Source organism: Falsiroseomonas bella (assembly GCF_003173615.1).
Classification (GTDB): Bacteria; Pseudomonadota; Alphaproteobacteria; order Acetobacterales; family Acetobacteraceae; genus Falsiroseomonas; species Falsiroseomonas bella.
Map to the genome: position 1 here is coordinate 848,742 of NZ_QGNA01000001.1, position 22,521 is coordinate 871,262.

Annotated in this window: 24 protein-coding genes; 16 read left to right on the forward strand and 8 right to left on the reverse strand. The window is 71.2% G+C overall.

What is annotated here, in order from left to right:
* Window positions 1-57 precede the first annotated feature (57 nt).
* Genes ileS through DFH01_RS03920 form a run of 3 tightly spaced genes read left to right on the forward strand, consistent with a single transcriptional unit; the run spans window position 58 to window position 3,955 of the window.
* Window positions 58-2,922 (forward strand): isoleucine--tRNA ligase, encoded by a 2,865-nt coding sequence (gene ileS, locus DFH01_RS03910; protein WP_109869058.1) that lies wholly within the window; start codon window positions 58-60, stop codon window positions 2,920-2,922.
* A complete protein-coding gene (gene lspA, locus DFH01_RS03915; protein WP_109869059.1) occupies window positions 2,922-3,416 on the forward strand; it encodes a signal peptidase II in 495 nt (164 codons plus the stop codon). The genes ileS and lspA overlap by 1 nt, the downstream gene beginning before the upstream one ends.
* A complete protein-coding gene (locus tag DFH01_RS03920) occupies window positions 3,416-3,955 on the forward strand; it encodes a DUF3035 domain-containing protein (protein WP_109869060.1) in 540 nt (179 codons plus the stop codon). The genes lspA and DFH01_RS03920 overlap by 1 nt, the downstream gene beginning before the upstream one ends.
* Window positions 3,956-3,960: 5 nt before the next feature.
* On the opposite strand, the gene DFH01_RS03925 is transcribed toward DFH01_RS03920, so the two are convergent.
* Entirely contained in the window at window positions 3,961-4,326 is a 366-nt protein-coding gene (locus tag DFH01_RS03925; RefSeq protein ID WP_109869061.1) for a hypothetical protein, read from the reverse strand.
* A gap of 207 nt (window positions 4,327-4,533) precedes the next feature.
* Between DFH01_RS03925 and hslO the strand changes: the two genes are divergently transcribed.
* From hslO to DFH01_RS03945, 4 genes are all read left to right on the forward strand, one after another.
* Window positions 4,534-5,514, forward strand: coding sequence for an Hsp33 family molecular chaperone HslO (hslO, locus tag DFH01_RS03930; protein WP_109869062.1), 981 nt, complete (start codon window positions 4,534-4,536; stop codon window positions 5,512-5,514).
* Window positions 5,515-5,551: 37 nt separating this feature from the next.
* Window positions 5,552-6,211 carry a hypothetical protein gene (locus DFH01_RS03935; RefSeq protein ID WP_109869063.1) on the forward strand — a complete coding sequence of 220 codons (660 nt, stop codon included), beginning with the start codon at window positions 5,552-5,554 and terminating at the stop codon, window positions 6,209-6,211.
* A gap of 3 nt (window positions 6,212-6,214) precedes the next feature.
* Complete coding sequence (locus DFH01_RS03940) at window positions 6,215-6,601, forward strand: RidA family protein (RefSeq protein ID WP_109869064.1); 387 nt, start codon at window positions 6,215-6,217, stop codon at window positions 6,599-6,601.
* A 99-nt stretch (window positions 6,602-6,700) separates the two neighbouring features.
* Window positions 6,701-7,306, forward strand: coding sequence for a hypothetical protein (locus tag DFH01_RS03945; protein WP_109869065.1), 606 nt, complete (start codon window positions 6,701-6,703; stop codon window positions 7,304-7,306).
* 317 nt (window positions 7,307-7,623) lie between these two features.
* Here the strand turns inward: DFH01_RS03945 and DFH01_RS03950 are convergent, their stop codons facing one another.
* The 3 genes from DFH01_RS03950 to DFH01_RS03960 form a co-directional block, all read right to left on the reverse strand.
* Window positions 7,624-9,033 carry an MFS transporter gene (locus DFH01_RS03950; RefSeq protein WP_109869066.1) on the reverse strand — a complete coding sequence of 470 codons (1,410 nt, stop codon included), beginning with the start codon at window positions 9,031-9,033 and terminating at the stop codon, window positions 7,624-7,626.
* A 145-nt stretch (window positions 9,034-9,178) separates the two neighbouring features.
* Window positions 9,179-9,700 (reverse strand): transposase, encoded by a 522-nt coding sequence (locus DFH01_RS03955; RefSeq protein WP_158287609.1) that lies wholly within the window; start codon window positions 9,698-9,700, stop codon window positions 9,179-9,181.
* Window positions 9,701-9,990: 290 nt separating this feature from the next.
* On the reverse strand, window positions 9,991-11,055 hold the full coding sequence (locus tag DFH01_RS03960; protein WP_158287610.1) for a linear amide C-N hydrolase: 1,065 nt from the start codon (window positions 11,053-11,055) through the stop codon (window positions 9,991-9,993).
* Window positions 11,056-11,173: 118 nt separating this feature from the next.
* On the opposite strand from DFH01_RS03960, the gene DFH01_RS27765 reads away from it, so the two are divergent.
* On the forward strand, window positions 11,174-11,896 hold the full coding sequence (locus DFH01_RS27765) for a Crp/Fnr family transcriptional regulator (RefSeq protein WP_146216989.1): 723 nt from the start codon (window positions 11,174-11,176) through the stop codon (window positions 11,894-11,896).
* Window positions 11,897-11,915: 19 nt separating this feature from the next.
* On the opposite strand, the gene DFH01_RS03970 is transcribed toward DFH01_RS27765, so the two are convergent.
* The 4 genes from DFH01_RS03970 to DFH01_RS03985 form a co-directional block, all read right to left on the reverse strand.
* The gene (locus DFH01_RS03970; protein ID WP_109869069.1) at window positions 11,916-13,538 is read right to left on the reverse strand and encodes an ABC-F family ATP-binding cassette domain-containing protein; all 1,623 of its coding nucleotides are present in this window, start codon (window positions 13,536-13,538) and stop codon (window positions 11,916-11,918) included.
* A gap of 238 nt (window positions 13,539-13,776) precedes the next feature.
* Complete coding sequence (gene folE / locus DFH01_RS03975; RefSeq protein ID WP_109869914.1) at window positions 13,777-14,442, reverse strand: GTP cyclohydrolase I FolE; 666 nt, start codon at window positions 14,440-14,442, stop codon at window positions 13,777-13,779.
* Window positions 14,443-14,563: 121 nt separating this feature from the next.
* Window positions 14,564-14,971 carry a Co2+/Mg2+ efflux facilitator ApaG/CorD gene (gene apaG / locus DFH01_RS03980; protein WP_109869070.1) on the reverse strand — a complete coding sequence of 136 codons (408 nt, stop codon included), beginning with the start codon at window positions 14,969-14,971 and terminating at the stop codon, window positions 14,564-14,566.
* 46 nt (window positions 14,972-15,017) lie between these two features.
* A complete protein-coding gene (locus DFH01_RS03985; RefSeq protein WP_109869071.1) occupies window positions 15,018-15,629 on the reverse strand; it encodes a LysE family translocator in 612 nt (203 codons plus the stop codon).
* A gap of 289 nt (window positions 15,630-15,918) precedes the next feature.
* Here DFH01_RS03985 and DFH01_RS03990 point away from each other — a divergent pair, with 289 nt between their 5' ends.
* The 8 genes from DFH01_RS03990 to DFH01_RS04025 all read left to right on the forward strand — a co-directional run bounded on the left by DFH01_RS03990 (window position 15,919) and on the right by DFH01_RS04025 (window position 22,519).
* Complete coding sequence (locus tag DFH01_RS03990; protein WP_146216990.1) at window positions 15,919-16,611, forward strand: hypothetical protein; 693 nt, start codon at window positions 15,919-15,921, stop codon at window positions 16,609-16,611.
* A gap of 196 nt (window positions 16,612-16,807) precedes the next feature.
* Window positions 16,808-17,602, forward strand: coding sequence for an ABC transporter ATP-binding protein (locus tag DFH01_RS03995; protein ID WP_109869073.1), 795 nt, complete (start codon window positions 16,808-16,810; stop codon window positions 17,600-17,602).
* Window positions 17,603-17,620: 18 nt separating this feature from the next.
* The gene (locus DFH01_RS04000) at window positions 17,621-18,598 is read left to right on the forward strand and encodes an ABC transporter substrate-binding protein (RefSeq protein ID WP_109869074.1); all 978 of its coding nucleotides are present in this window, start codon (window positions 17,621-17,623) and stop codon (window positions 18,596-18,598) included.
* Window positions 18,595-19,431 carry an ABC transporter permease gene (locus DFH01_RS04005; protein WP_109869075.1) on the forward strand — a complete coding sequence of 279 codons (837 nt, stop codon included), beginning with the start codon at window positions 18,595-18,597 and terminating at the stop codon, window positions 19,429-19,431. The genes DFH01_RS04000 and DFH01_RS04005 overlap by 4 nt, the downstream gene beginning before the upstream one ends.
* Window positions 19,431-20,174, forward strand: a complete 744-nt coding sequence (locus DFH01_RS04010) for an SDR family oxidoreductase (protein WP_109869076.1) — start codon at window positions 19,431-19,433, stop codon at window positions 20,172-20,174. Before DFH01_RS04005 ends, DFH01_RS04010 begins: the two co-directional genes overlap by 1 nt.
* Complete coding sequence (locus DFH01_RS04015) at window positions 20,171-20,959, forward strand: alpha/beta fold hydrolase (protein ID WP_109869077.1); 789 nt, start codon at window positions 20,171-20,173, stop codon at window positions 20,957-20,959. The genes DFH01_RS04010 and DFH01_RS04015 overlap by 4 nt, the downstream gene beginning before the upstream one ends.
* Window positions 20,952-21,737 (forward strand): IclR family transcriptional regulator, encoded by a 786-nt coding sequence (locus DFH01_RS04020; RefSeq protein WP_109869078.1) that lies wholly within the window; start codon window positions 20,952-20,954, stop codon window positions 21,735-21,737. Before DFH01_RS04015 ends, DFH01_RS04020 begins: the two co-directional genes overlap by 8 nt.
* Window positions 21,737-22,519 carry an SDR family oxidoreductase gene (locus tag DFH01_RS04025; protein ID WP_109869079.1) on the forward strand — a complete coding sequence of 261 codons (783 nt, stop codon included), beginning with the start codon at window positions 21,737-21,739 and terminating at the stop codon, window positions 22,517-22,519. Before DFH01_RS04020 ends, DFH01_RS04025 begins: the two co-directional genes overlap by 1 nt.
* The last annotated feature ends 2 nt before the right edge of the window (window positions 22,520-22,521 follow it).

A 22,521-nucleotide genomic window follows, 5' to 3' on the forward strand; every position in this document is an offset into this window, starting at 1 on the left:
CGCGCGCATCCCACCGAAACCCCCGCGGCCGCGCCCGGCCGCCCGAGACCCTGACCGATGAACGACGCTCCCGAGACCCCGGCCGCCCGCGACTATCGCGGCACGGTGATCCTGCCGAAGACCGACTTCCCGATGCGCGGCGACCTGCCGAAGCGCGAGCCGGACTGGCTCGCCCGGTGGGAGAAGATGGAGATCTGGAACCGCATCCGCGCGGCGTCGGCGGGGAAGCCGAAATTCGTCCTGCATGACGGCCCGCCCTATGCCAACGGCCCGCTGCATATCGGCACGGCGCTCAACAAGATCCTGAAGGACGTGATCAACCGCGCCGCCCAGATGGCCGGGCACGACGCCGACTACGTCCCCGGCTGGGACTGCCACGGCCTGCCGATCGAATGGAAGGTCGAGGAGGAATACCGCGCGAAGAAGAAGAACAAGGACGAGGTCCCCATCCTGGAGTTCCGCGCGGAATGCCGCGCCTATGCGCAGCACTGGCTGGGCGTCCAGCGCGACGAGTTTCGGCGCCTAGGCGTCGCCGGCGATTGGGCCGGCCGCTACGCCACCATGGACTTCCCCTCGGAAGCCGTGATCGCCGGCGAGATCGGCAAGTTCCTGATGAACGGCTCGCTCTATCGCGGGCTGCGGCCGGTGATGTGGAGCCCGGTCGAGAAGACCGCGCTGGCCGAGGCCGAGATCGAGTATCACGACCATGTCTCGCCCACGCTCTGGGCGCGTTTTTCGATCGTCAGCGCGGGGGCGCCCGATCTGGTCGGCGCGAGCGTGGTGATCTGGACCACCACGCCCTGGACCATCCCGGGCAACCGCGCGGTCGCCTATGGCGAGGAGATCGACTACGCGCTGGTGCATGTCGAGGGCGTGAACGAGGGCAGCCTGCTGCGCGTCGGCGAGTTTTTGATCGTTGCGCTCCCCCTTCTTCCGCAATTCGAGAAGGACACGGGGCTCGGCGCGCACAGCATCAAGCGCGTGCTGAAGGGCGCGGAGCTTGCCGGCGTGATCGCCGCGCATCCGCTGAAGGGCATGCCCGAAGCGAATGCTGGCTACAGCTTCGATGTGCCGCTGCTGCCCGGCGACTTCGTCACGACGGAGGCCGGCACCGGCTTCGTGCACATCGCCCCGGGCCATGGCGAGGACGACTTCATCCTGGGCCGCGCGCATGGGCTGCCGATCCCGGAGACGGTCGGCGACGATGGCACCTACACGCGCCACGCCCACGGCTTCGAGGGGCTGCATGTGTGGAAGGCGCATGACGCGGTCTATGCCGCGATGCAGGCGCTCGGCACGCTCGCCGGGAAGGGGAAGCTGACGCACAGCTACCCGCATAGCTGGCGCTCCAAGAAGCCCGTCATCTTCCGCGCAACGCCGCAGTGGTTCATCGCGATGGATGACGGCAATGAGATCCGTCGGAAGTCACTGGATGCGATCGCGGCGACGCATTTCGTGCCGGATATCGGCCGGAACCGCATCGGCTCGATGGTACAGAACCGCCCCGACTGGTGCATCAGCCGCCAGCGCGCCTGGGGCGTGCCCATCGCGGTCTTCGTGGACAAGAAGACGGGCGAGCCGCTGCGCGACCAGGCGGTGATGGACCGCATCGTCGCCGCCTTCACGGCGGAGGGCGCCGATGCCTGGTACCAGCCTGGCGCCGCCGCCCGCTTCCTTGGCGAAGGCCGCGATCCGGCCGACTACGAGCAGGTGATGGACATCGTGGATGTCTGGTTCGAGTCCGGCTCCACCCACGCCTTCGTGCTGACGCCGGAGCGCGGCCTGCCCTGGCCGGCGGATCTGTATCTGGAAGGCTCCGACCAGCATCGCGGCTGGTTCCAGTCGTCGCTGCTCGAGTCCGTCGGCACGCGCGGGGTGGCGCCGTTCAAGGCGATCCTGACGCATGGCTTCGTGCTCGACGAGCAGGGCCGGAAAATGTCGAAGTCGCTCGGCAACGTCGTCGCGCCGCAGGAAGTGGTCAGCAAGTCCGGCGCCGACATCCTGCGCCTCTGGGTGATGAACACCGACGTCACCGAGGACCAGCGCATCGGCAAGAACATCCTGGAGCAGCAGGGCGAGCTCTATCGCCGCATCCGCAACACGCTGCGCTGGCTGCTCGGCAACCTCGACGGCTTCGACGGCAGCGAGATCGTCCCGCATGCCGAGCTGCCGGAGCTGGAACGCTGGGTGCTGCACCGGCTGACGGAACTGGACGCGAAGCTGCGGACGGCGCAGCGCAACCACGACTGGACCGGCGTCTTTCCCGAAATCCACGCCTTCTGCGCCAGCGACCTGTCGGCCTTCTACTTCGACATCCGCAAGGACAGCCTCTACTGCGATGCCAGGGATTCCCTGCGTCGCCGCAGCGCGCGCACGGTGATCGATCAGCTGCATCGCTGCCTCACCACCTGGCTCGCGCCGGTGCTGGTCTTCACCGCGGAGGAAGCCTGGCTCGCGCGCTTCCCGGCGAGCGAGAGCGTCCACCTGCAGGACTGGCCGGTGCTGCCGGAAGCCTGGCGGGACGACGCCCTGGCCGCGAAGTGGGAGCGGGTGCGAAAGGTCCGCAGCCAGGTTTACCCCGTCCTTGAGAACTTGCGCCGAACGGGGACAGTCGGCTCTTCGCTTCAAGCTGGCGTGATATTTGGTATTGGTGAAGAAGACGAGGAATTAGATCTTACAGAAGCCGATGGCGAACTTTTGTCCGAAGAGGTGTGGGCGGAAGTGTTGATAGTTTCGAATATCATTCATGTCTACCACAAGTCGGAACCGAGCCCACAAGATCGACTAGCGGTGCGCGTCGAACAAGCAGCAGGGACCAAATGCGACCGCTGCTGGCGTGTGCTGCCGGAAGTCGGCCGGTCCGCCGCCCACCCGACGCTCTGCCGCCGCTGCGAGGCGGTGGTGGAGGGCCAAACCAGCTGATGCTTCGCCTCGGCCTGATCATCGCCGCCATCATCCTGGTCGCCGACCAGGTGACCAAGTGGTTCATGCTGGAGGTGCTGGACCTCGACGAGGTGCGGCACATCCCGCTGCTCGCGGCCGGGCCCTTCGGCTTCGACCTGACCATGGTGTGGAACCGGGGCGTCACCTTCGGGATGCTGGCGGGCGACGCGCCCTGGACCCAGGCGGCGCTCGGCGCGCTCGCGCTCGCCATCTCCGCCTTCCTGCTGCGCTGGATGGCGCGGGCCGAGAACCGCGCCACCGCGCTGGCGCTCGGCGCGGTCGTGGGCGGCGCGGTCGGAAACGTGATCGACCGGGCGCGCTTCGGCGCCGTGGTGGACTTCTTCGACGCCCATGCCTGGGGCTGGCACTGGTATGTGTTCAACATCGCCGATGCCGCGATCGTCATCGGCGTGCTCACATTGGTGGCGGATGCCTTGTTCAGGCCATCGCCCAGCGTTAAGCGTGCTGAGTGATGAGACGCCTGCGCCCCGCCCTGATGGCCCTGCCGCTCCTGGCGTTCGCCGGCTGCGGTTCCGACACCTCCCGCGCCCTCGGCTTCACCCGGGACGCGCCGGATGAGTTCCTGGTGACGACCCGGGCGCCGCTCTCGGTGCCGCCGCAACTCGGGAACTTGCCGGTGCCCACGCCCGGCGCCCCGCGCCCGCAGGACAGCCGCAACGCCGCCGCGATCCTCGCACCCGGCACCACCGCGGCCGCGCCCACCCCGGCGGAGCAGGCGCTGGTGGCGCGCGCGGGCGGGCCGGTGGAGGGCGACATCCGCCGACAGGTGGACGAGGAGACGCTGCGGCTCGACCGGCCGCCCTCCGGCACCGTGGACCGGCTGATGAACTGGCTCAACGAACCGCCGCCGCCCGGCATCGCCGTGGATCCGTCGGGCGAGGCCCAGCGCCTGCGGGAGAACGCGGCGCTTGGCCGCGACCCCGGCGAGGGCCAGACGCCGATCGTCCAGCCCCGCTCCCGCACCTTCCTTCAGCGCCTGCTGGGCACCTGAACGGCTCAGCGGCGGCGCAGGGCGAGGCCGCCGAAGGCGAGCGCGCCGGCGACGCAGGCCAGCGCCAGGGCGAGCAGGCCCAGCGCCGGGGCCGGTCCCTGCCCGGCCCAGATCATCAGGGCGACGCCGCCGGCCAGCCCGGCGATCAGCCCCAGCGCCGCGGCGCACAGCATGGCAGCCGGGCGGCTTATGCCCGCCTGCTCCAGCCCGGACGGCCGCGCCTCATCCGCCGGGGCGCAGGCGCCGAGCAGGGCGACGAAGACCGCCGCCGCGAGCAGCCCTGCCAGCGCCAGGCCGGAGGCGGGGCCGAGGGCCAGGCTGCCAAGTCCCGCCGAGGCCGCCGGCAGGTGCCACACGACCTCGCTCAGCATCGGCGGGCGCTCCCGGGCGCCGCCAGTCGGTTCTGCATCGCGCTCTCCTTTGCGGCGCGTCACGGACCCCCGACGATCCGCGGCGGTTCCATACCTTGCCCGAAGATGACATGGAATTGAGAAATGGCCGGTCCGACGCCGCGACATGGCCGCCCGGACAGATCGTGCCTATCTATCCTGCGTTCCCTTTAATCCGGCGCCTCATCCTTGACCGATCCGACCCTGCCTTCGGCCACTCCGGCCTTCCTGAACCATGACCGGCCCCCGGTGCCCGACCTGGTGGTGCCGCGGGGGGTGCAGCCCTTCCATCTGCACCAGAAGCCGGTGCGCGGGCGCCTGGTGCGGCTCGGCCCGCTGGCGGATGCGTTGCTCGGCCGGCATCCGGCGCTGCACCCGGCCGTGCTGACCCTGATGGGCGAGGCGATGGCGCTGACCGCGGCGCTTGCCACCGCGCTGAAGTTCCGCGGCTCCTTCAGCCTGCAAGCGAAGGGCGACGGGCCGGTGCCGATGCTGCTGGCCGACTGCACCGAATCGGGGGCGCTGCGCGGCTATGCCCGGGCCGACGAGGCGAAGCTTTCCAAGATGCTGCGGGCCGAACCGGCGCCGCCGGCGGGCGCGCTGCTCGGCACCGGCTATCTCGCCTTCACCTGCGACCAGGGGCCCGACATGGACCGCTACCAGGGCATCGTCGCGCTGGAAGGCGTGACGCTCGCCGACATGACGGGCGCCTATTTCCGCAGCTCGGAGCAGTTGCAGAGCCAGGTGCACCTGGCCTGCGCCCGCACCGAGGCCGGCTGGCGCGCGAGCGCGCTGGTGCTGGAGCGCGTCGCCGGGGAGGGCGGGGTGGACCCGCAGGCCGACGCCGCGGCGCAGGAGGATGCCTGGCAGACCGCGCTGGTGCTGGCCGGCACCATCACGGCCGAGGAGATGCTGGACGACGCGCTGCCCTCGGAGCGGCTGCTGCACCGGCTGTTCCATGCCGAGGGCCTGGCGCTCGATCGGGCCCGGGCGCTGTCCTATGGCTGCCGCTGTTCGCGCGCGCGGCTGGCGCAGGTGCTGGAAGGCTTCCCGCCGGACGACCTGGATCACATGGCCGAGGACGGCGCGATCACCATGACCTGCGAGTTCTGCAACCTCGATTTCCGCTTCGACCGGGACGAGGTGCAGAGCCGCGCGGGCAGGGCGTGATTTTCCCTCGGCGCCCGTTCCGGGTTAGGCTTGCCGCATGCCTGCCGCGAAACGCTTGCTGCCGCAGCGCCGGACGCTGCTGATCGCCCTGCCGGGGCTGCTGGCCGCCTGCGCCGGCGGCGGGGGGGAGCCGGAGCCGCTGCCGCCGCTGGTCTCCGGCTATCGGCACCTGACGCCGCTGCGGCTGAATGTCGCGGATGTGGAGATCGTGCCGCCGGCCGCGGGCGCGGTGCGGGTGGATGAGCCGGCGCCGCTGCGGCCGGAGGTCGAGATGCGCCGCATGGCGGAGGAACGCCTGGTGCCGATGGGCACCACGGGGCGGGCGCGCTTCATCACCCAGGTGGCCGAGTTTCGCCGCGAGACCACTGGCGGCTCCGGCGGGCTGTTCGGCGGCTCTCCGGGCGAGCGGCTTTCCGTGCGGATGGAAGCGCGGCTGGAGATTGCCTCGGCCGATGGGCAGGGTGCCGGCTTCGTGGAGGCGCAGGCCCGGCGCCAGCGCACCCTGCCGGGCGGAACCTCCGACGCGGCGCGGCGCCGTGCCGCGGAGGAGACGGTGCGCCAGGCGATGGAGGAGCTGAACGTGGAGTTCGAGTTCCAGATCCGCCGCGCGCTGCGCGACTGGCTGGTGGAGGGCGCGGCGCCGCCGCCGATCGGCGCGCCCGGCGGCATCCAGCGCGAAGACCTGCCGAGGAGTTAAGGGATGCCCGTGACCTTCGCGAACCCCGCCGGCGTGCACGCGCCGGGCTCGCGCTATTCCCATGCCGCGCTGGTCGAGGGGCCGGGGCGGCGGCTGGTGATCTCGGGGCAGATCGGGGTGGCGCCGGATGGCACGGTGCTGCCGGCAGGGGAGGACCAGATCCGCCAAGCGATCGCCAATCTCGGCGCGATCCTCTCGGCGCATGGGATGGGGCCGGCGAACATCGTGAAGCTGGGCGTGTTCCTGACCGACCGGGCGCTGATCCCGGTCTGGCGGGCCGAGCGCGAAAAGTTCCTGGGGACGCTGGCGCCGACGAGCACGCTGCTGCTGGTGGCGGGGCTGGCCGATCCGCGCTTCGTCTTCGAGGTGGAGGCGGAAGCGGTCGGCTGAGCGTGGCCGCGCCGGTTTAAGACTTCGCCACCTTCGCACTTCGCGGCTTGGCCACGGAACGGACGTGATAGGCTCGACGCCACCAACGGGGTAGGCGTCATGCCGAAGGTCATGCGCCGCGCGGTGCTCGCGGCGGGTTTTGCTGCACTGGCGTCGGGACCGGCGGGAGCGCAGGGCGCGCCGGCGCTGCGCCTGCGCGGCCGCATCCTGGCCTTCGCCGATGGCGTGCTGACGGTGGCGACGCGGGAAGGCGGCAACGCCAAGGTGACGCTGCCGGAGAACGCGCCGGTTTCCGCGCTGCGGCGCGCGACGCTGGCGGAGCTGGTGCCGGGGGCGAATCTCGGCGTGGTGGCGGAGCCGGCGGGCGAGGGGCTGCGCGCGGTGGCCGTGACGCTGCTGCCGGCGACCGCCACGCGGCAGTTCCAGTCAGAATGGGACCTGACGCCCGGCAGCTCCATGAACAACGGCGCCGTGGCCGCGGTGATGGAACGCGCCGAGGGCCATGAGCTGACGCTGACCATCAATGGCCGCAGCGTGCCGGTGCGGGTGGATGAGCGCACCGCCCTGGTGCGGCCGGTGCCGGCGACGCGCGCGGATCTGCGCGAAGGGGCGGCGGTGTTCGTGCTGGCGACGCGCGGCGCGGATGGCGCGCTGACGGCGGTGCGGGTGAGCGTGGAGAAGGACGGCGTCGCGCCGCCGACGTGATTCTTTTGGGGCGTTGCGCGTTTTCGGACAAATTGCCGGGGCTCGGCGGCGGGGTGGTTTGGACGGGAGCGGATTCGCGAGGTCAAAGAGCGGAGTGCGCGCCTTTGCTCCCGGGCCGGCTGGCGCACTGCCCGGCATTAGGACATCATTCTTAGGCTGATGCAACGCCGGCGTTGCGGACGCTGCTTCGAGCGATGCGGCCTCCAACCGATAGCGGTCTGTGATCCGCGAGGCCCAAGCCGCGAGCGTCCACTTCGGGCGGGAAGCCGTCATTCGCGAGCAAGCCTCGTGATCGCTCGGGCCAGAGGGCATGGTCGTCAGCGCAGCCGGCGCAGAACCAACAGCCCGACCAGCACGACGGGCGCGAGGTGCCCGAAGGCGACCGCCCAGCCCATGACGGTGTCCCGCCCCGCGACGTCGAGCGCGAGGCCGACCCCGAGCGGCCCGATGAAGCCGCCGGCGTAGCCGCACATGCTGTGCAGTCCCATGGTTGCGCCGCGTCGTGCCTTGTCGGCCGCGGCCACGGTTCCCGCGGTCAGCGCGGCGCTGTCGAGGTAGATCGCCGCATTCCAGGCGAGCACGCAGCAGATGGCGATGGGAGGCCAAAGGCCGAAGGAGAGGCCGGTCGCAACGCTCAGCACCGCGCCCGCGAGCATCGCGCCGGCGACGATCCGCGCGCGCCCGAACCGCTGCGCGAGCTCGTTCCCGCTTACCGAGATGGCGATGCCGAGGAGGCCGGCGGCCGAGAACAGGGTATTGGGACCGGGCAGCCAGTCCGGTGCATCGCTCCGGGTCATGATGAGCGCGAGGAAGGTGACGCCCCATGCGCGCAGCGCGGCCATCTCCCAGGTGTGCACGCTGTAGCCTGCGATCCATGCCATGGCCGGGCGGTTCCGGAAGACCGGGCGGAAATCCAGCAGCTCGGCAACCGGCACCTTCGGACCGGACCTGGCGCCACCTGGCCTGATGACGAGCGCGACGGTGCCAAAGGCGGCCGCCGCTGTGACGGCGCCGAACATGAAGACGAGGGCCGGGCCCGCGATGGCGTCCAGGAGCCCGGCGACCGCGAAGGAGGCGGCTCCGGCGATGCCAACGCCAAGCGCATGCCAGCTCACTGCGCGCGACTGCGCGGCGCCTTCCAGCCGGTCGGCGATCATCTTGAGCCCGGGCATGTAGCAAGCCGCCCATCCGACTCCTGCGACGGCGCGCAGGAGAAGCGCGCCCCAGAAGCCATCGGCGGCGACAGCCATGCCCAGATGCGAGAGCGCCGTCAGACCAGCGCCGGCGAGATAGACCCGCCGCGCCGGCACACGGTCGGTCAGGGCGACGAGAACGGGGACTGTCGGCACGTAGGCGGCGAAGAAGGCACCGACGAGCCAGCCGGCCTCCGTGGCCGACAACGACCAGCGCGCGATGAACGCCGGCAGCAGGGCGGGCAGGAAGAAGGCGCCGACCTGTACGAAGACCTGCGCGGCGACGATGGCCGCGAGAGTGTGGGCGGCGCTCACCTGCGGATCCGAAGCTGCAGGAGCGTGGGACAGGCCGCGAGGCACGGCGCCGCCGCGACGTGACGGCGAACCCCGAGGTGCTCGCGCAGCATGTTCCGCATCCGGCTTGCCTCCATCGCCGGCCGACCCGCCAGGCGCTCTCCTCACCTCGCAGACAGCATCGGAATGTTCTCCCGGGCCGCACGGCGACGCAATCGAAGGCGGCGGGAATGCCCGCAAGCCTCGGCCTCCCCTGTCGGCGGGGACCTGCTACCGGCGCATCACGCACGTCGCGCCGCCAGGGGATCGCCGGCGGCGACGCAGGGCGGACATTCGCACGCCAATGTCCGCTCGGGGTCGAAGGGCGTCCGTCACTCTGCGACGGTCAATCCGTCAGCCGCCACAGGCGCCGCTCGCCGGGGATGGCGTCGTGCAGGGCGATCATCCAGCGCAGCAAGGCGGGGCGGGCGCCGGGCAGCGACGGGATGAGGCGGTGGAGGGTCGCGGCCAAGTGGGGGCGGGGGAGGTGTTCTGGGGCGCAGGGGAGTGCTGACGCGAGGCCGAGGCGTTTGGCCATGAGGAGTTGCGCCATGGTCAGCAGGCGGGCGACGCGGCGGATGGCGCGCAAAATGCGCCAGGCGAGGGTTTCGAGGCCGTCGCCGCCGGACAGCGGGTGGGGCGAGGCGGCGATCATCAGGCGGTCGAGGGTGCCGTTGCGGGCGTGGCGGCGGAGCGCGCGGTGGGCGCTGTCGGCGCGGCCGAGCGCCTCGGGCAGGGCGCGCCAGGGCTCGCGGGAGCAGGCGATCCAGAAGATCGCGTCCCAGAGGCGGCGGGGATCGGCGGCGGGGCGGCCGGGGCCGCCTGGCTGGACCAGCGGGGCGAGGGCGGCCCATTCGGCGTCGGTCATGGGGGACCAGGGCTGCCGGGGCGTGGGGCGGAGGGGGTAGGCCGGCGGCAGCATCTTCTGGGGGGCCCTCGCAGCGGGTGTCTGCGGGAGGATATAGGAATGTTGTCTTTGTGGGCAAGGAAATCATGAATGGAGGGGTCCGGGGACGATCATCGTCCCCGGGTTTTTTGTTTCGTTGGCGCTGTGGCGCTTCGTTCTGGGAGCCCCCCTCACCCACCGTCCAACGCCTTTGGCGTTGGACCCCCGCCTGCGGGGGGAGAGGGCTTTTGGGGTGGGGGAGGCTGGGGGCCTCACTCGTTGGATGGCAGGCCCGCGAACATGGTGGCGGGGGTGAAGCGGGCGCCGACGTCGCCGATCAGGTCGTAGTTGCCCACCACCGTGAGCTTCCGCACGCCGGAGCCGGGCGCGTAGTGGAAGGTGCCGTAGTTCATCCAGAAGACGTTGGCGCTGTAGACGCCGTCGAAATACATCGTCCGCTGCTCGAGGCTGTTCACGCTGCGCCAGATGGTCGTGGCGATGTTGGGGCGTGCGCGGTCCGCCACGCCGAAGGGCGCGGAGACGTTGCGCATCACGCTCATGATGGAGGCCACCGCCTCGCGCTGCGACCGCGGCGTGGGCAGGTGCGTGACGTAGTAGGCGGCGCGGACGAAGCGGTCGGCCGCCTCATGCGTGCCGGGCAGGCGCTCGGTGCCGCCGAAGCCCTGGAAGCGGCCGAGGTTCTCGAGCTGCTTGTCGAAGGTGGGCTGGTTGGTCATCACCACGTAGCGGCGGTCGTGGTAGATGTTGATGCGGCCGTTGATGCATTCGAAGATCGCGCTGTCGCCGCCCTTGTCGTTCAGCGCGATGTGCAGCGTGCCCGGCATGCCGCTGTTCGGCTCGACCGCCATGCGCAGCTGGAAGGGCTCGGCGCGCGTGCGCTCGACGGCTTCCGCGACGGACCCGCAGGTGTCGAGAAACCAGGTGAGCCAGTGGCCGATCGCAAGGCCGGGCTTCGACGGGTCGCGCGGCCCGGTCGAGGTGTCGGGCAGGTAGAGCACGTGGCCCGCCAGCCCGGCCTCGTTCACCCCGTCCACATTCGTGTTGTCGTAGACGGTGACGACCAGGCTGCCGTAGCGGCTGGTCCAGCGCAGCGGGTTCACCGGCGTCGCGCCGTTCCGCTCCATGCCGCGGGGCAGGATCCAGATGTTGCTCTCGGTGTCCTCGAACCAGTCCATGTTGCGGCCGATGAAGACGCCGAGGCCGGGCCAGTTCCACAGGGCGCGGGAGCAGGCCTGCGCCTGGCGGGGGATGGCCGCCAGCGCCGGCAGCGCGACGCCGGCGCCAAGCAGCCAGCGTCGTCCGAGAGTGATCGTCATCGCGCTTCCTCCTGTCGTGCCGTGCGTCGCGCCGGCCGTCGCGGGCGCCGCCGTGCGTCCAACGCCTGGGTGTAGCGGTGCCTCGACCCCGGAATGTTGCGCGAGGTAGCATTGTCGGATGATCCAGCAGGCCGCAGCCCGCATGGCCGCACCCGATCCGGCTGCCGTCTTCGCGGCGCGCGGCTGGCTCGCCGGGCACCCGGCCGCCTTCCGGTCGCTGCTGATCCGCGAGGCGGTGCCGGTGGAGGCGCGGGCGGGCAGCACCATCTTCCGCATCGACGACGCCTCGAACGGCCTCTACGGCATCCTGTCAGGCGCGATCGGCGTGGAGGGCGGGCACCGACGCCAGACGCCGCTGCTCGGCCATGTCATGCGGCCCGGCGAGTGGTTCGGGATCAAGGCGCTGCTGCATGGCGGCCCGCGGGAACTGACCTATCGCGCGATCGAGCCGACCCGCCTGCTGTTCATCGACCGGACGCGGCTGGTGCCGCTGATGCAGGAGGATTCCGACATCGCCGTGCGTGTCGGCCAATTGGCGGAGATCGGCAACCGCCTCGGCGCCTGGATCGTGCGCGACCTGCTGACGCCGGATGCCGGACGGCGCCTGGCCTCCGTGCTGCTGCGGGTCCTGGGCGCGGGCGAGGTGGTGCCGGACGACCGGCACGGCTTCTGGCTGACGCACCGGCAGCTGGGCGAGATGGCGAACCTGTCGCGCCACCATGTCGGCCGCAAGCTGGCCTCCTTCGAGGCGGAGGGCTGGATCCGCTGCGGCTACAACCGGATCCTTCTGCTGGACGCGGCCGGGCTTGGCGCCTTCGCCTATGGCGAGGATGCGGCGTGATGCGCAGCGCCGAATGTCGTCAGGCGTGCAGGCCCGGCGCTTCCTGGCCGGTGCGGGCCACGTATTCGGTGTAGCCGCCGCCATACTGGTGCACGCCGTCCGGCGTGAGTTCGAGCACGCGGTTCGACAGCGCCGCGAGGAAGTGCCGGTCGTGCGAGACGAAGAGCATGGTGCCCTCGTACTGCGCCAGCGCGGCGACCAGCATCTCCTTCGTCGCCATGTCCAGGTGGTTGGTGGGCTCGTCGAGCACGAGGAAGTTCGGCGGATCGTAGAGCATCCTCGCCATCACCAGCCGCGCCTTCTCGCCGCCGGACAGCACGCGGCAGCGCTTCTCGACCTCGTCGCCGGAGAAGCCGAAGCAGCCCGCCAGCGTGCGCAGCGATCCCTGGTTCGCCAGGGGGAAGGCATCCTCCAGCGCCTGGAACACGGTGCGGTCGCCGTCCAGCAGCTCCATCGCGTGCTGCGCGAAGTAGCCCATCCGGACGCTGCCGCCGACGGAGACCGTTCCCGCGTCCGGCTCGGTCGCGCCGGCCACCAGCTTCAGCAGGGTGGACTTGCCGGCGCCGTTGACGCCGAGCACGCACCAGCGCTCGCGCCTTCGCACCATGAAGTCCAGGCCCTCGTAGATGGCGCGGCTGCCGTAGCGCTTGTGCACCTGGCGGAGGTTCACGACGTCCTCGCCGGAACGCGGCGCCTGGGGGAAGTCGAAGGAGACGCTCTGCCGGCGCTTCGGGGGCTCGACCCGCTCGATCTTCTCGAGCTTCTTCACGCGGCTCTGCACCTGGGCCGCGTGCGAGGCGCGGGCCTTGAACCGCTCGATGAAGCTGATCTCCTTCGCCAGCATGGCCTGCTGGCGCTCGAACTGGGCCTGCTGCTGGCGCTCGTTCAGCGTGCGCTGCTGCTCGTAGAAGGCGTAGTCGCCGGAATAGGTCGTCAGGCTGCCGCCGTCGATCTCGATGATCTTGCGGACCACGCGGTTCATGAATTCGCGGTCGTGCGAGGTCATGAGCAGCGCGCCCTCATAGGCGGCCAGGAACTGCTCGAGCCAGATGAGGCTTTCCAGGTCGAGGTGGTTGCTCGGCTCGTCGAGCAGCATGACGTCGGGGCGCATCAGCAGGATGCGGGCCAGCGCGACGCGCATCTTCCAGCCGCCCGAGAGGGCGCCCACATCGCCGTCCATCATCTCCTGGCTGAAGCCGAGGCCGGCCAGCACCTCGCGCGCGCGGCCTTCCAGCGCGTAGCCTCCGAGTTCCTCGAAGCGGGACTGCACCTCGCCGAAGCGTTCGATGATGGCGTCGAGCTCGTCGGCGCGGTCGGGGTCGGCCATGGCGGCTTCGAGGGCCGCGAGTTCCGCGGCGACCTCGCTGACCGGGCCGGCGCCGTCCATCACCTCCGCCACGGCGGGGCGGCCGGCCATCTCGCCGACATCCTGGCTGAAGAAGCCGATGGTGACGCCGCGGTCCACCAGGACCTGGCCCTCATCCGGGGGTTCCTGCCCGGTGATCAGGCGAAAGAGGGTGGTCTTGCCCGCCCCGTTGGGGCCGACGAGGCCGATCTTCTCGCCTTTCTGGAGCGCGGCGGCGGCCTCGACGAAGAGGAGCTGCCGTCCGTTCTGCTTGCTGACGTTGTCGAGGCGGATCATCGGGGGCGCGGAGGCTTCGGACCTGGTGTGCCGGCCTTATGCCACGCGGATGCGCCCCGGACAGGTGCGGCGGGGCACTTCACGCATGGAGGGGTCCGGGGACGATCATCGTCCCCGGGTTTTTTGTTGCGTGGTGGTGGTGCGGTTTGGGAGGCAGTTCTGGGTTGCGGGAGCCCCCCTCACCCAACCCTCTCCCCCCTGTTGGGGGAGAGGGCTTTTCGGACGTGGGGGGAGAGGGTCAGCCTTCGGTGCCGGGGCGGGGGGCGGCGACCATGGCCAGGAATTCGCGGCGGGTGGAGGCGTCGTCGCGGAAGGCGCCGAGCATGCGGCTGGTCACCATCGTCACGCCGGGCTTGTGGACGCCCCGGGTGGTCATGCACTGGTGCGCGGCCTCGACCACCACGGCGACGCCCTTGGGCTTGAGGACGTCGTTGATCGTGTTGGCGATCTGCGCCGTCATCTTCTCCTGGATCTGCAGGCGCTTGGCATAGGCCTCGACCACGCGGGCGAGCTTGCTGATGCCGACGACGCGGCCATTCGGCAGGTAGGCGACATGCACCTTGCCGAGGATGGGCGCCATGTGGTGCTCGCAGGTGGATTCCAGGCGGATGTCGCGGAGCAGCACCATCTCGTCGTAGCCGTCCGTCTCCTCGAAGGAGCGGGCGAGGAGCTCGACGGGGTCTTCCTCGTAGCCGCAGAACCATTCGCGATAGGCGCGGGCGACGCGGGCGGGCGTGTCCTGCAGGCCCTCGCGGCTGGGGTCGTCACCGGCCCAGCGGAGCAGGGTGCGGATCGCGGCCTCGGCGTCCTCGCGCGTGGGAGGCGGCTCGGCAGCGGGGTTGGCCTTCGCCAGGTGGCGCGGGGGCGTCTGGATGTTCACAGCGTGGGAATCCTTGGGCGTCATCTTGCGGCGGTCATCGGTCCGCGCCACCGCGGCACGGCGCCTTCCTCATCGGGGCAGATGGGGGCCGCCTTCGATCCCGCAATGGTGGGCGGCACGACCTCGGCGCGGGGCAAGCAGACGCTCAGTGCAGGCGACTGGTCGGCAGATGCGGGCTGTCCAGGCTGAAGGCGGGGATGGCGACGTCGAAGGTCTCGCCGGTGCCGCTGACCACCATGTGATAGGCGCCGCGCATGAAGCCGGAGGGCGTCGAGAGCGGCGTGCCGGAGGTGTATTCGAAGTTCTGGCCCGGCTCGAGCACGGGCTGCTCGCCGACCACGCCCTCCCCATGCACCTGCTGGGTGCGGCCCTGGCCGTCGGTGATGAACCAGCTGCGGCGAAGCAGCTGCACCGTCTCCTTGCCCTCGTTCACGATGGCGACGCGGTAGGCCCAGACGTAATGGGCGCGTTCCGGCTCGGACTGGTCGGCAAGGTAGAAGGCGCGCACGGAGACGCGGATGGACCGGGTCGTCGCGCTGTAGCTCTCGGCCATGGCAGGGCTCTCCGCTGGGGCGCGTCGCGCGGCGCGGGGGCCTCTGTCAAGTCCCGCGGCGCAGCGCGACGGTGAGGCCGGCGCCGACCAGCACGGCGCCGCCGGCGCGGTTGAGCACTCGGCGCAGGCCCGGGCGGCGCACCGCGCCGGAGAGACGCGCGGCGAGCAGCGCATAGGCGGCGGCGTTCAGCGCGCCGAGGGTGACGAAGGTCGCGACCAGGATGGCCGCCTGCGGCAGGAAGGGCCGCGCGGGATCGAGGAATTGCGGGACGAAGGCGACGAAGAAGACGATGCTCTTCGGATTGAGCGCGGTGACGACATAGGCTTCCCGCATGGCGCGGCCGGCGGGCAAGGGCGGTGCCGCGGCAGCGTCCACCGGTGCGCGCCAGAGCTTCACGCCGAGCCAGATCAGGTAGGCCGCGCCGGCCCATTTCAGCGCTGTGAAGGCCGTGGCGGAGGCGGCGAGGAGCGCGCCCATGCCGGCCAGCGAGAGGCTCATCGCCGTCAGGTCGCCGAGCGCGACGCCGGCGGCCAGCGGCAGCGCGTTGCGCGCGCCGCCGCCGAGCGACTGCCCGATGACGAGCAGGATGGTCGGGCCGGGGATCAGCAGCATGGCCGTCGCCGCGGCGACGAAGGCGAGCCAGAGGGAGAGATCCATCGCGAGGCATCCGCCGGCCGGTTCACGTCGGACCACACCACGCGCGAGCGGCCTTGCGCAATCCCGCGCGGCGTGTGTCGCGGCTTTGCCGCGCGGCACACACCGCGTCGCGGCGTTGTGACGTGCGCGCGCAGGCGCGGCGTCGCAGGTTCCGTCGCATCCGGATGAGGTCCGGGAACGCGAGGCCCGTGTCGAGCATTGTGGCAACGGGCACCCGCGGCGGAGCAGGGCAGACAAAGGATCCCGCACCGCCCCGCGACCACGCCGCGGCTGCATGGAGGAACTCCGCATGCACCTCGATCTCCGGCTCGAAAGGGCCCTTGAGCGCGTCGAACTGGTCACCGGCGTCGGCACGCGCGATGCCGGCCGAATGTGCGTGATGTCGCTGGTCGCATGCCTGGCCGGCGAGGAACATGGCGACAGCCCGAGCTGCGCCTCGGCGCTGATCCGCGCCTTCGCCATCCCGTTGAACGACAACATGCCGCATGCGGTCCGGCAGCGGCTGAAGCCCTTCGCGCCGCGCATCCTCGGCACGCAGGACGGCCAGGATCCCGCGCGGGCCGAACTGCTGCGCATGGCGCTGGCGGAGGAGATCCTGCCGCGGCTCGGCGGGCGGAACGCACAGCCGGCGCGCCGCTTCGCCGGCCCGCTGTGGCGGCTGTGGTCGCTGCTCGGCATGCGGCGGCTGGAGCGCGAGGCGGAGTGGATGATGGACCGCGCGGTGGCGCTGGCGGACGGCGCCGACATGGCGCGGGCCGTCGCGGCGGCGGGCGCGGTCGGGCGGCTGCTGGCGCGCGCGGCCCGCGACGCGACCGACCCGCGCGAGGCGGACCGGCTGTGGGACATGGCGATCGGGCTGCTCGACCGGATGTGCGACATCGGCGCGCAGCGCATGCCGGCGCAGGCGGTCTGGGCGTCCCGGCTCGAACATGTGTTCGAGGCCCGGGCCGCGCGTGGCCTGGCGGATACCGCCCGGATCTGACAGGGCGGGCGCGGTCGCGCCCCGTCATCGGTGCCTGGGGAAGCGGCGGTCACCACAAGGTGACCGCCGTTTCCGTGTTGGCGGAAAGTGTTTGACGCAGCCGCGGGCACATGCCTAAATCCGTTCGTATCTGGATAGATCGTTCAAATACGAACGGCCCATCCGGATCGGAAGCCACGGACGGGATGGGCGCGCGATGGCTCGCACGGTGCCGGCGCTGGAGATGCAGGCGGTCACGCGGCGCTTCCCCGCGCGTGAGCGCGGCGCCCTGCCCTTCACCGCGATCGAGCGGCTGAGCTTTCATGTCGCCCCCGGCGAGTTCGTGGCCCTCGTCGGCCCGTCGGGCTGCGGCAAGAGCACGGTGCTGAACCTGGTATCCGGGCTCGACCGCCCGAGCGAAGGCCAAGTCTTCCTCAGCGGCGAAGAGGTGACGGGCCCGAGCAGCCATGTCGGCTTCATGCTGCAGAAGGACCTGCTGCTGCCCTGGCGCAGCATCCGCCGCAACGTGGAGTTCGGGCTGGAGGCGCGCGGGCTTTCCGCCGCCGAACGCGCCGCGCGGATCGAGCGCGAGCTGCGCCGCTGCCGCCTGACCGACTACGCCGAACGCTACCCGCACCAGCTTTCGGGCGGCCAGCGGCAGCGCGCCGCGCTGGCGCGCACCCTGGCGATAGAACCTTCGCTGGTGCTGCTCGACGAGCCCTTCTCGGCGCTGGATGCACAAACGAAGATCCTGCTGCAGCGCAGCTTCGCGCAGACGATCTCGGCCTCCGGCGTCACCACGCTGCTGATCACGCACGACTTGAACGAGGCGGTGGCGATGGCCGACCGCATCCTTGTGATGAGCGAGCGGCCCGGCCGCATCGTGGAGGAGATCGCGGTGGGACTGCCCGACCGCGACAACCCGATCGCGCGGCAATCCATGCCGCGCGCACAGGAGCTGGTGCGCCACCTGCTGCACGCGCTGCACCTGGACGAGGCCGTGGATGCCTGAGACGAAGGGGAACCGGGAATGACGATCAGCCGCCGCATGATGCTCGGCGCCACGCTCGCGCTGCCGGCGCTGGGCAGCGCCTCGGCGCAGGAAGCCGTGACCTACCTGTTCCCGGCGCCGCCCTTCCTGCCGGCCTTCGCGCCGCACCAGCTTGCGATGAGGCGCGGCTACTACGCGGCGAACGGGCTGAACGTGACCTTCCAGACCGGCCAGGGCGGCGCGAATGTCGCGACGCAGGTCGGCACGGGCAACGCGACGCTCGGCGGCGGCGTGGGCGAGACCTCGATGCTGGTGCGCGCCAACGGCGTGCCGGTGCGCGGCGTCGGGCTGCTCGGCGGCCGTTCCCTGTTCCACATCGCGGTGCGCAAGGCGGCGAACATCGCCGACGTGGCCTCGATGCGCGGCAAGAAGGTGGGCGTCATCGGCTTCCAGGACACCGGCTTCTACGCGCTGCTCGGCGTGCTGGCGGCGAACGGCATGCGGCGCACCGACCTGCAGATCCAGGCGGTGGGCGCGGCCGGCGTGGTGCAGCTGATGATCTCGGGCGGCGTGGACGCGATCATGGCGGTGCCGGAGTGGACGGACGCGATCCGGGAAGCCGGCGTGGAGGTGGATGTCATCGACATCAACGCGATCTTCCCGGCGCTGGCGCAGGCGATCATGACCAGCGACACCACCGCGCAGCGCCGCCCGGAGGTGGTGCGCGGCTTCGTGACGGCGGTGCTGAAGGCGGTGCGCGACTGCATGGAGGACCCCGCCGCCGCCACGCGCGACTATGTCGCGCAGGTGCCGCAGCATCGCGGCAAGGAGGCGGGGATCGAGCGGATCATCCGCACCTACGCCACCACGGTCTATCCGACCACGCCGCCTTCCGCGCTCGGCCGCTTCAACCCGGAACGCCTGGCGGCGACCCAGAAGTTCTACATGGACAACGAGATCATCCGGAACGCGGTGCCGGTGGCCGAGCTCTATTCCAACGACTTCGTCGGATCATGAGCGGCGCGGTGGAGAGCGCGGCCGCCCCGAAGCCCAGCCGCGCCTTCGGCGGCGCGCGGCGCGACTGGGCCGGCAGCCTGATGCTGCCCGCGGCCACGCTCTCCGTCGCGGTCGTGGTGCTGCTGGCCTGGCAGTTCCTGCCGCCGGCCTTCGGCGTGCCGAAATACGTGATCCCGACCGTCACCGACCTGGTGGCGGAGATGGGGCGCATGTGGGCGGACGAGGATCTGGCACAGCATGTGGTCTCCACCGCCGTCTGGTCGGTGGTGGGCTTCGTGCTGGGCGGGCTGTTCGGCGCGGTGTTCGGCTATCTGCTGGGCCTGAGCCCGCTGTGGGAGAAGGTGCTGTCGCCCTATCTGCTGGGGCTGCAGATCGCGCCGAAGGTCGCCTTCGCGCCGCTGTTCATCATGTGGTTCGGCTACAACGCCATGCCGAAGCTGCTTGTGACCGTGCTGATCGTGTTCTTCCCGATCCTCGTCAACGTGCTGCAATCCATGCGCGTGGCCGACCGGGACCTGGTGAACCTGGCGCGGGCCTATTCGATGTCGCGCGCGCAGGTGTTCTGGAAGGTGCTGTTCCCTTCCTCCATGCCGTCGCTGATGGCGGGGCTGCGCATCGGCGCGACGCTGGCGGTGATCGGGATCACCGTGGGCGAGGTGGTGGGATCGCAGGTCGGGCTCGGCTACCTCATCGTCTATGGGCAGGGCGCGGCGAACACGGCGATGGTGTTCAACGCGATCATCCTGCTGACGGTGATCGGGATTGCGATGTACTGGGCTGTGGCGGCGATCGAGGCACGGGTGCTGCACTACATCCCGCGCGCGGTGGCGTGATGCGCCACATGCTGGATGGCCGCACGGTGCTGGTGACGGGCGCGGCGCGCGGCGTGGGGCGCGCGCTGGCGGAAGCCTGCATCGGCGCCGGTGCGCGGGTGGTGATCGCGGATGTGCTGGAGGAAGCGGGCCGCGCGACGGCGGCCGAGATCGGCGCGCGCTTCGTCCCGGTGGATCTGGCGGATCCTGGCAGCATCGCGGCGATGGCGGACAGCATCGCGCGCACCGAAGGCGTGCTGCACGGCCTGGTGAACAATGCCGCCATCGCCACGGGCATCGGCGGGCCGGAATACGACGCGATCGACATCGGCACCTGGGACCGCGTGATGACCGTGAATGTCCGCGGCACCTGGCTGGTGACGCGGGCGCTCGGGAAGATGCTGGCGGAGAGCGGCAGCGGGCGGGTGGTGAACCTCGCCTCCGACACCGCGCTGTGGGGCGCGCCGCGGCTGCTGGCCTATGTGGCGAGCAAGGGCGCGGTGATCTCCATGACGCGCAGCCTGGCCCGCGAGATGGGGCCGCGCGGCATCGGCGTGACGGCGGTCGCGCCCGGCATCCTGCGCAACGAGGCGACGGAATACGTGCCGGCCGAGCGGCACGCGCTGTACGAGAACGGCCGCGCGGCGCCGGGCCCGATGATGCCGGAGGACATCGCGCCGACGGTGGTCTTCCTGCTGACGCCGGGCGCGCTGGCGGTGACCGGGCAGGTCCTGCCGGTGAACAACGGATTCGTCTTCACATGAACCGCCTGATGGTCGCCGGAACCGCGCTGCTGCATCGCCCGGGCACCGGCCCGACGCTCGTGCTGCTGCACGGCATCGGCAGCGATGCCGAGACCTGGCTGCCGCTGATCGGCGCGCTGCCGGCGGATTGGAATGTGCTGGCCTGGTGGGCGCCGGGCTATGGCGCCTCCGCGCCCGTCGCGCCGGATGCGCCGACGCCGGACGATTACGCGATGCGCCTGGCGGAGATCCTCGCGGGGATGCGGCTGGAGCGCGTGGCGCTGGTGGGCCATTCGCTCGGCGCGCTCTTCGCCGGGCGTTTCGCGGCGCGCTGGGCGGAGCGCGTCGGTGCGCTGGCGCTGCTCTCGCCGGCGCTGGGCTATCGCGTGCCGGCCGGCGCCGCGCTGCCGGCGAATGTGCAGGGGCGCATCGACGATCTGGTCGCGCTCGGGCCGACGGAATTCGCGGCGAAGCGCGCGGCGCGGCTGGTGCACCGCCCGGAGGCGCTGGCCGGCGTGCAGCGGGCGATGGCGCTGGTGAAGCCGGAGGGCTACGCGCAGGCGGTGCGGGCGCTGGGTGCGGGCGACCTGCTCGCGGATGCGGCGCGGATTGCGCGCCCGGTGCTGGTGGCCTGCGGCGAGCAGGATGTGGTGACGCCGCCGGACAATGCGCGGAGCCTGCACGCCGCGCTGCCCGCCGGCAGCACGCTGCAGCTGATCCCCGAAGCCGGCCACGCCATGCCGCAGGAAACGCCGGAGGCGCTGGCGGCGCTGCTGGAAGCGGCGGTGGAGGCCACGCATGGGTGAGGCCGCGGAGGACGCCTATCTCTCGCCGCCAGTGCAGCGCGCGACGCGGCTGCTGCGCCGCATCGCGGAGGGCGACCGCGTGACGAACATGTCGCGCACGGCGCGCGAGCTCGACATCAGCCGCACCACGCTGTTGCGCCTGCTGCACACGCTGGAGGCGGAGCGCTTCATCGAGCCGGCGGGCGATGCGGGCTGGCGGATCGGGCCGGGGCTGATCGGCATCGCGGCGCATGCGTTCGGCTCCGGCGACCTGGCGGAAGCGGCGCAGCCCGTGTTGCAGCGCCTGGCGGAGACGCTCGGCCTTTCCGCCCATCTCGGCGTGCTGGATGGGCGGGAAGTGGTGTATCTGGCGCGGCGCACGCCGAACGCCTCCTTCGTGTCGAACATCCGCGTCGGTTCCCGGCTGCCGGCGCATGCGGCGAATATGGGCCGCATCATCCTGGCGCATCTGCCGGAAAGCGAGGTGCGCGCGCTGTATGCCCGCGCGCCGATGCCGGCCGCGACGGCGCATACCGCGACGACGCTGGACGGGCTGCTGCATCGGCTGGCGCAGGACCGGGAGGCTGGCCTCGCCTGGAGCGACGGCCATTTCGAGCCGGGCATCGCCTCCGTCGCCGCGGCCGTGCGCGACGCGACGGGGCGGCCGGTGGCGGCGATCAATGTCAGCGGGCAGGCGGCGAGCTTCGAGGCGCATCGCGCGCGCATCGGCGGCGCGGTGGCGGAGGCGGCTTCGGAAATCTCCGCGCGGCTCGGCTTCACCTTGCGGAAGGTGGCGTGATGGACCTGGGCTATGCGGGCCGCGTGGCGGTCGTGACGGGCGGCACATCCGGCATCGGGCTGGCGACGGCGAAGCTGCTGCTGGCGGAAGGGGCGCGCGTGGCGATCTGCGGGCGCGATGCGGGGCGGCTGGAAGCGGCGAGCGCGCTTCTGGGTTCGGAGCGGCTGCTGGCGATGCGCTGCGACGTGCTGGATGCGGCGCAGGTCGCTGCCTTTGCGCAGGCCGTCGCGGAGTGGGGCGGCGGGTCGCTGGACCTGCTGGTGAACAATGCGGGGCAGGGGCGCGTCTCCACATTCGGCAATACGAGCGACGCGGATTGGCGGCAGGAGCTCGATCTGAAGTTCTTCTCGCAGATCCTGCCGATCCGTGCGTTCAAGCCGCTGCTGGACAAGGCGGCGGCGCCGGCGATCGTCGCGGTGAACTCCCTGCTGGCGCTGCAGCCGGAGCCGCACATGGTCTGCACGAGCGCGGCGCGCGCGGGCGTGCAGAGCCTGATGAAGTCTTTGGCGACGGAATTCGCGCCACGCATCCGCGTGAATTCCATCCTGCTGGGGCTGGTGGATTCCGGCCAGTGGCAGCGCCGGTTCGCCGCCCGGGCGGACCAGTCCCAGACGCGCGAGCAGTGGTACTCGGCGCTCGCGAACGAGAAAAAAATACCGTTGGCGCGGTTGGGGGAGCCGGAGGAGCCGGCGCGGGCGATCCTGTTCCTCGGCTCACCGGCGGCCAGCTACATCACCGGCGCCAGTCTCGAGGTTTCGGGCGGCGTGTCGCGGCACATCTAGGA